The sequence below is a fragment of the Streptomyces sp. WAC06614 genome, from assembly GCF_003949795.1.
Classification (GTDB): Bacteria; Actinomycetota; Actinomycetes; order Streptomycetales; family Streptomycetaceae; genus Streptomyces.
Window position 1 is genome coordinate 1 of record NZ_RPRY01000456.1, and the last position, 4491, is coordinate 4491.

A 4491-nucleotide genomic window follows, 5' to 3' on the forward strand; every position below is an offset into this window, starting at 1 on the left:
CCGCCCCTCCCTTACGCCCCGCCCTGACCGAGCTGCGGCTGTCCGCCTTCGGCCGGCACCGCGGGGCCGCCTTCCCGCTCGCCCCGGTCACCCTGTTCACCGGGCCGAGCGGCAGCGGCAAGTCCCAGGCGCTCGCCGCCTACGGGGCACTCGCCCGGCTCGGCGCGGGGGACGGGATCGCGGAGGTCTTCCCCGACCCGGGCGCCGTCGTACCCGACCGCGCCCGGCCGGACGCCCAGCACCGGCGCGGCTTCCGGCTCGGCTGCACCGTCGGCGGACCGGCCGGAACCGTCCGGCTCGACCTCGCCGTCCAGGCCGAACCCTCGGTGCGGATCGTCGGCGAACGGCTCACCGCCGACGGCCAGGTGCTGCTCAGCACCGCCCTGCGCGACCCCGGCCGACGCACCGTCCAGGCCGGCTGGCTGACCGGCGGCAACGTCGGCGTCACCCGCGCCCCGCTGCCCGACGACCGGCTGGGCACCGCCCTGCTCCCGCTGCGGGTGGCCGGCAGCACGGCCGGGCAACGGCGGGTGCTCGCCGCGGCCGAACAGGTGGTGGTCGCCCTGCGGTCGGTCTTCCCCTGCGACCCCGCACCGGACCGGATGCGCGCCCCGGCCGCCCTGGGAGCCGGCCGGCTGCGCCCCGACTGCGCCAACCTGGCCGACGTGCTGCACCACACCCGCCACGCCTGCGGCACCCGGCACGCGCTGCTGGTCGAGGCCGCCCACGCCGCCTGCGCCGGGGACGTACGGGACCTGGCCGCGCGGGCGCTGCCCGGCGGACGGCTCGCCGCCGAACTCGTCCGCGACGCCGGCCCGGCCACCCCGCTCGCCCGGCTGGGCTCGGGCGAACTGCGCTTCCTGGCCCTGGCCCTGGTCCTGTTGACGGGCCCCGGCGTCCTCGCCGTGGACCCTGCGGCCGAACTGCCGGCCGCCCGCCAGACGCTGACCGTCCTGGCCGACGACTTCGACCGCTGCCTGGACGCGCGCCAGACCGCCGAACTGCTCCGGCTGGCCCTGCTGTCGTGCGGCCGCGGCCAGATCCGCCTGGCGGCGGCCGTCACCCGGCACACCGCGGAGGGCGCCCGCGGACTGCCCGGGGTGGCGGTGGTAGACCTGGTGCCGTGAACGAGACGAGTGGTGGGACCGGTGACGGGACGAACGACGCGACGCGTGCCGGGGCGGGCGGGGGCCGGCGGGACGAGCGGCTGGGGCAGTTGCAGCGGCGGCTGGCCGAGTTCGCCGCCGCGCGGGGCTGGGAGCCGTACCACACGCCCAAGAACCTGGCCGTCGCGCTGAGCGTCGAGGCGTCCGAACTGGTGGAGATCTTCCAGTGGCTGACGCCGGAGCAGTCCGCGCGGGTCATGGAGCGGCCCGAGACCGCCCACCGCGTGGCCGACGAGGTCGCCGACGTGCTCGCGTACCTGCTGCAGTTCTGCGAGGTCCTCGGGGTGGACGTGCTGGATGCGCTCGCTGCGAAGATCGAGCGGAACGAGCTCCGGTTCCCCGTACCGGGCAGTTCAGCACCGAATCGTCACTCTTCGGAGTGATGGCGTCGTCCACAACCCTGTGTGTGTCCAGAGATTTCCGAATACCCCTGGCTTTACTGGCTCGTTGCCCTCACTCTGGGTAGTGGTGAGTAGGTGAGGATGTCGTGCGGACGGGGGACGGCACATGGATGCGGTGCGGCTCATCGCGGCCGGCCGGCATGCGCTGGCGCGCAGCGGGGCGGCGATGGAGATCGTGGGCGAGGCCTGGCAGGCCCAGGCGCTCGCGGAAGGACTGGGCGGCTGGCTCGTGGCGTCAGGACCGCCCGAGCTGAGATCGGAGGCACGGGGACTGGGGGAAGCGGGGAGCAGAGGCTGCGGGGTCTTCGACCGCGCGGCGGTACGGGGTGAGGGCAGACCGCCCGCATATCCGCCGAGGGCGGCGCAGCTCACGGAGGTCCCGGACGTCCGCCAGGCCCTGCTGGGGCTCCAGGCCTTGCTGGGCGAGGTCGGGATAGCCCTGGTCGGCGTCGCGTGCGCCACGGACGACGAGGGCCTGTACTGGCAGTGCATAGAGTCGATCGACGCGGCCGACGAGTCCAGCGACCGGGTCCGGGCGGTCCTGCGCCGACTCGCCGTACGGGAACGGGGCTCGGCCTCGGGCGTGGCCTGACGGCGGACCGGGGTCCCGCCGCGTGCGGCGGGACCCGCGGGGTCACCAGGCGCGGGGAGCGATGTGCCCGCCGTCCGTGGCGCGCTCCGGGGACGGCGAGGACGGTGCGGACGGTGCGGACGGCGACGGCGCGGCCGACGAGGACGACTGGAGGTCGGCGTCGAGCTGGGAGAGGTCGGCGTTGAGCGCGGCCATCAGCTCTTCCATCTGCTGGAGGAGTCCTTTCGGCGCGCCGCTCTGCGCGGGTACGGCGGGCTCCAGTCCGATGTGCTCGGGCACGGACTCCTGGGACATGGCGGCCTCCTCTGGCCCGGCCCTCCCGCGGGGCGCGGAAGGGGGCGGTGGACGCACCGGCGACGGGCCGCCGGCACGCGGGCCGGGCGGTCCGGCTCCGTCCGAGCCAACGAGTGCCGTCCGGGCTGGTCACTGGCCGCGCGGCGGGCGCACCTCCCGGTTGACGCAGATTCACTCTGCCGGGGCGGGGCGGGGCCGCCCCCGCGCGCGGGCCCGACGGGGCAGGATGAGGGCATGGATCTTCGCATTTTCACCGAGCCGCAGCAGGGCGCGAGCTACGACACCCTGCTGACCGTCGCCAAGGCCACCGAGGACCTCGGCTTCGATGCGTTCTTCCGCTCCGACCACTACCTCAAGATGGGCTCCGTCGACGGCCTGCCCGGGCCCACGGACGCCTGGATCACCCTCGCCGGACTGGCCCGCGAGACCCGGCGGATCCGGCTGGGCACCCTGATGACCGCCGGCACCTTCCGGCTGCCCGGGGTGCTGGCCATCCAGGTCGCCCAGGTCGACCAGATGTCCGGCGGCCGGATCGAACTGGGCCTGGGCGCGGGCTGGTTCGAGCAGGAGCACACGGCGTACGGCATCCCCTTCCCGGACGCCCGGATCGCCCGGCTGGAGGAGCAGCTGGCGATCGTCACCGGACTGTGGGCCACCGAGCCGGGCCGCACCTTCGACTTCGACGGGCGCTACTACCGGCTCAAGGACTCGCCGGCGCTGCCCAAGCCCGCCCAGGCCAAGGTCCCGGTCCTGGTCGGCGGGCACGGTGCCCGCCGTACCCCGCAGCTCGCCGCCCGCTACGCCGACGAGTTCAACATGCCCTTCGCCTCGGCCGCCGACAGCGAGCAGCAGTTCGGCCGGGTCCGGCGGGCCGCCGAGGAGGCCGGTCGCAAGCCCGACGACCTCGTCTACTCCAACGCCCTGGTGGTGTGCGTCGGCAGGAACGACGCCGAGGTCGCCCGCCGGGCCGCGGCGATCGGCCGCGAGGTGGACGAGCTGAAGGCCAACGGCCTGGCCGGCTCCCCGGCCGAGGTCGTCGAGAAGCTCGGCACCTACCGGGCGGCCGGCTCCTCGCGGGTCTACCTCCAGCTCCTCGACCTGCACGACCTGGACCACCTGGAGCTGATCGCCTCCCAGGTCCTGCCCCACACCACGGGCTGACCGGCCGATGCCCCGCGCGTCCGGCCCGCTCGCGGCCGCCCTCCGGCAGCGCACCGTCACCCTGGACGGGGGCCTGAGCAACCAGCTCGCCGACCAGGGCTGCGACCTGTCCGGCGCACTGTGGTCGGGCCGAGTGCTCGCCGAGCGGCCGGACCAGGTCGAGGCCGCCCACACCGCCTACGCCCGCGCCGGGGCCGAGGTGCTGATCACCGCCTCCTACCAGGTCGGCTACGCCGCCTTCGCCCGGCACGGCCACGACCGGGCCGCGACCACGGCGCTGCTCCACCGCAGCGTCGACCTGGCGGCGCGGGCCGCCGCGGCGGCCGCCCACGAGGTGTGGGTGGCCGCCTCCGTGGGCCCGTACGGGGCGGTGCTCGCCGACGGCTCCGAGTACCGCGGCCGCTACGGACTCACCCGGGCCGAGCTGGCCGCCTTCCACCGCCCGCGGATCGAGGCCCTGGTGGCGGCCGGGCCGGACGTGCTGGCCCTGGAGACGGTCCCCGACACCGACGAGGCCGAGGCCCTGCTCGGGCTGCTGGCCGGGACCGGGGTGCCCGCCTGGCTCTCCTACACCGTCGAGGCCGGCCGGACCCGGGCCGGCCAGGACCTGGCCGAGGCCTTCGCCCTGGCCGCGCACGTCCCCGAGGTGATCGCGGTCGGGGTCAACTGCTGTGCCCCCGCCGAGGTCCTGCCGGCCCTCGAAGCCGCCGCCTCGGTGACGGACAAGCCCCTGCTGGCCTACCCCAACGACGGCTCGGTCTGGGACGCCCGCACCCACACCTGGCGGGCCCCCGCCGCCCCCCGGCCCTGGCCGGTCGCCGCCTGGCGGCGGGCCGGGGCCCGGCTCGTCGGCGGCTGCTGCCGGGTCGGCCCGGAC

6 protein-coding genes are annotated in these 4491 nt (G+C 76.0%); 5 read left to right on the forward strand and 1 reads right to left on the reverse strand.

The window, feature by feature from the left end; translation table 11 throughout:
* The 3 genes from EF918_RS33005 to EF918_RS33015 all read left to right on the forward strand — a co-directional run.
* On the forward strand, positions 1 to 1127 hold a 1127-nt coding region (locus EF918_RS33005), incomplete at its 5' end, for an AAA family ATPase (RefSeq protein WP_125652579.1).
* Positions 1128 to 1207: 80 nt separating this feature from the next.
* Positions 1208 to 1549 carry a nucleotide pyrophosphohydrolase gene (locus tag EF918_RS33010; protein ID WP_125652584.1) on the forward strand — a complete coding sequence of 114 codons (342 nt, stop codon included), beginning with the start codon at positions 1208 to 1210 and terminating at the stop codon, positions 1547 to 1549.
* A gap of 124 nt (positions 1550 to 1673) precedes the next feature.
* Positions 1674 to 2159, forward strand: coding sequence for a DUF6099 family protein (locus EF918_RS33015; RefSeq protein ID WP_125652580.1), 486 nt, complete (start codon positions 1674 to 1676; stop codon positions 2157 to 2159).
* A gap of 42 nt (positions 2160 to 2201) precedes the next feature.
* Here the strand turns inward: EF918_RS33015 and EF918_RS33020 are convergent, their stop codons facing one another.
* Entirely contained in the window at positions 2202 to 2453 is a 252-nt protein-coding gene (locus EF918_RS33020) for a hypothetical protein (RefSeq protein ID WP_125652581.1), read from the reverse strand.
* A 234-nt stretch (positions 2454 to 2687) separates the two neighbouring features.
* Here EF918_RS33020 and EF918_RS33025 point away from each other — a divergent pair, with 234 nt between their 5' ends.
* Positions 2688 to 3614, forward strand: a complete 927-nt coding sequence (locus EF918_RS33025) for an LLM class F420-dependent oxidoreductase (protein ID WP_125652582.1) — start codon at positions 2688 to 2690, stop codon at positions 3612 to 3614.
* Between the two features lie 7 nt (positions 3615 to 3621).
* Positions 3622 to 4491: homocysteine S-methyltransferase (mmuM, locus tag EF918_RS33030; RefSeq protein ID WP_125652583.1), on the forward strand; the 870-nt coding region annotated here is incomplete at its 3' end.

Coding starts and splice junctions, on each gene's coding strand:
- EF918_RS33020 (WP_125652581.1), bottom strand. CDS start 2,453: ATGTCCCAGGAGTCCGTGCCCGAGCACATCGGACTGGAGCCCGCCGTA.
- EF918_RS33025 (WP_125652582.1), top strand. CDS start 2,688: ATGGATCTTCGCATTTTCACCGAGCCGCAGCAGGGCGCGAGCTACGAC.
- EF918_RS33015 (WP_125652580.1), top strand. CDS start 1,674: ATGGATGCGGTGCGGCTCATCGCGGCCGGCCGGCATGCGCTGGCGCGC.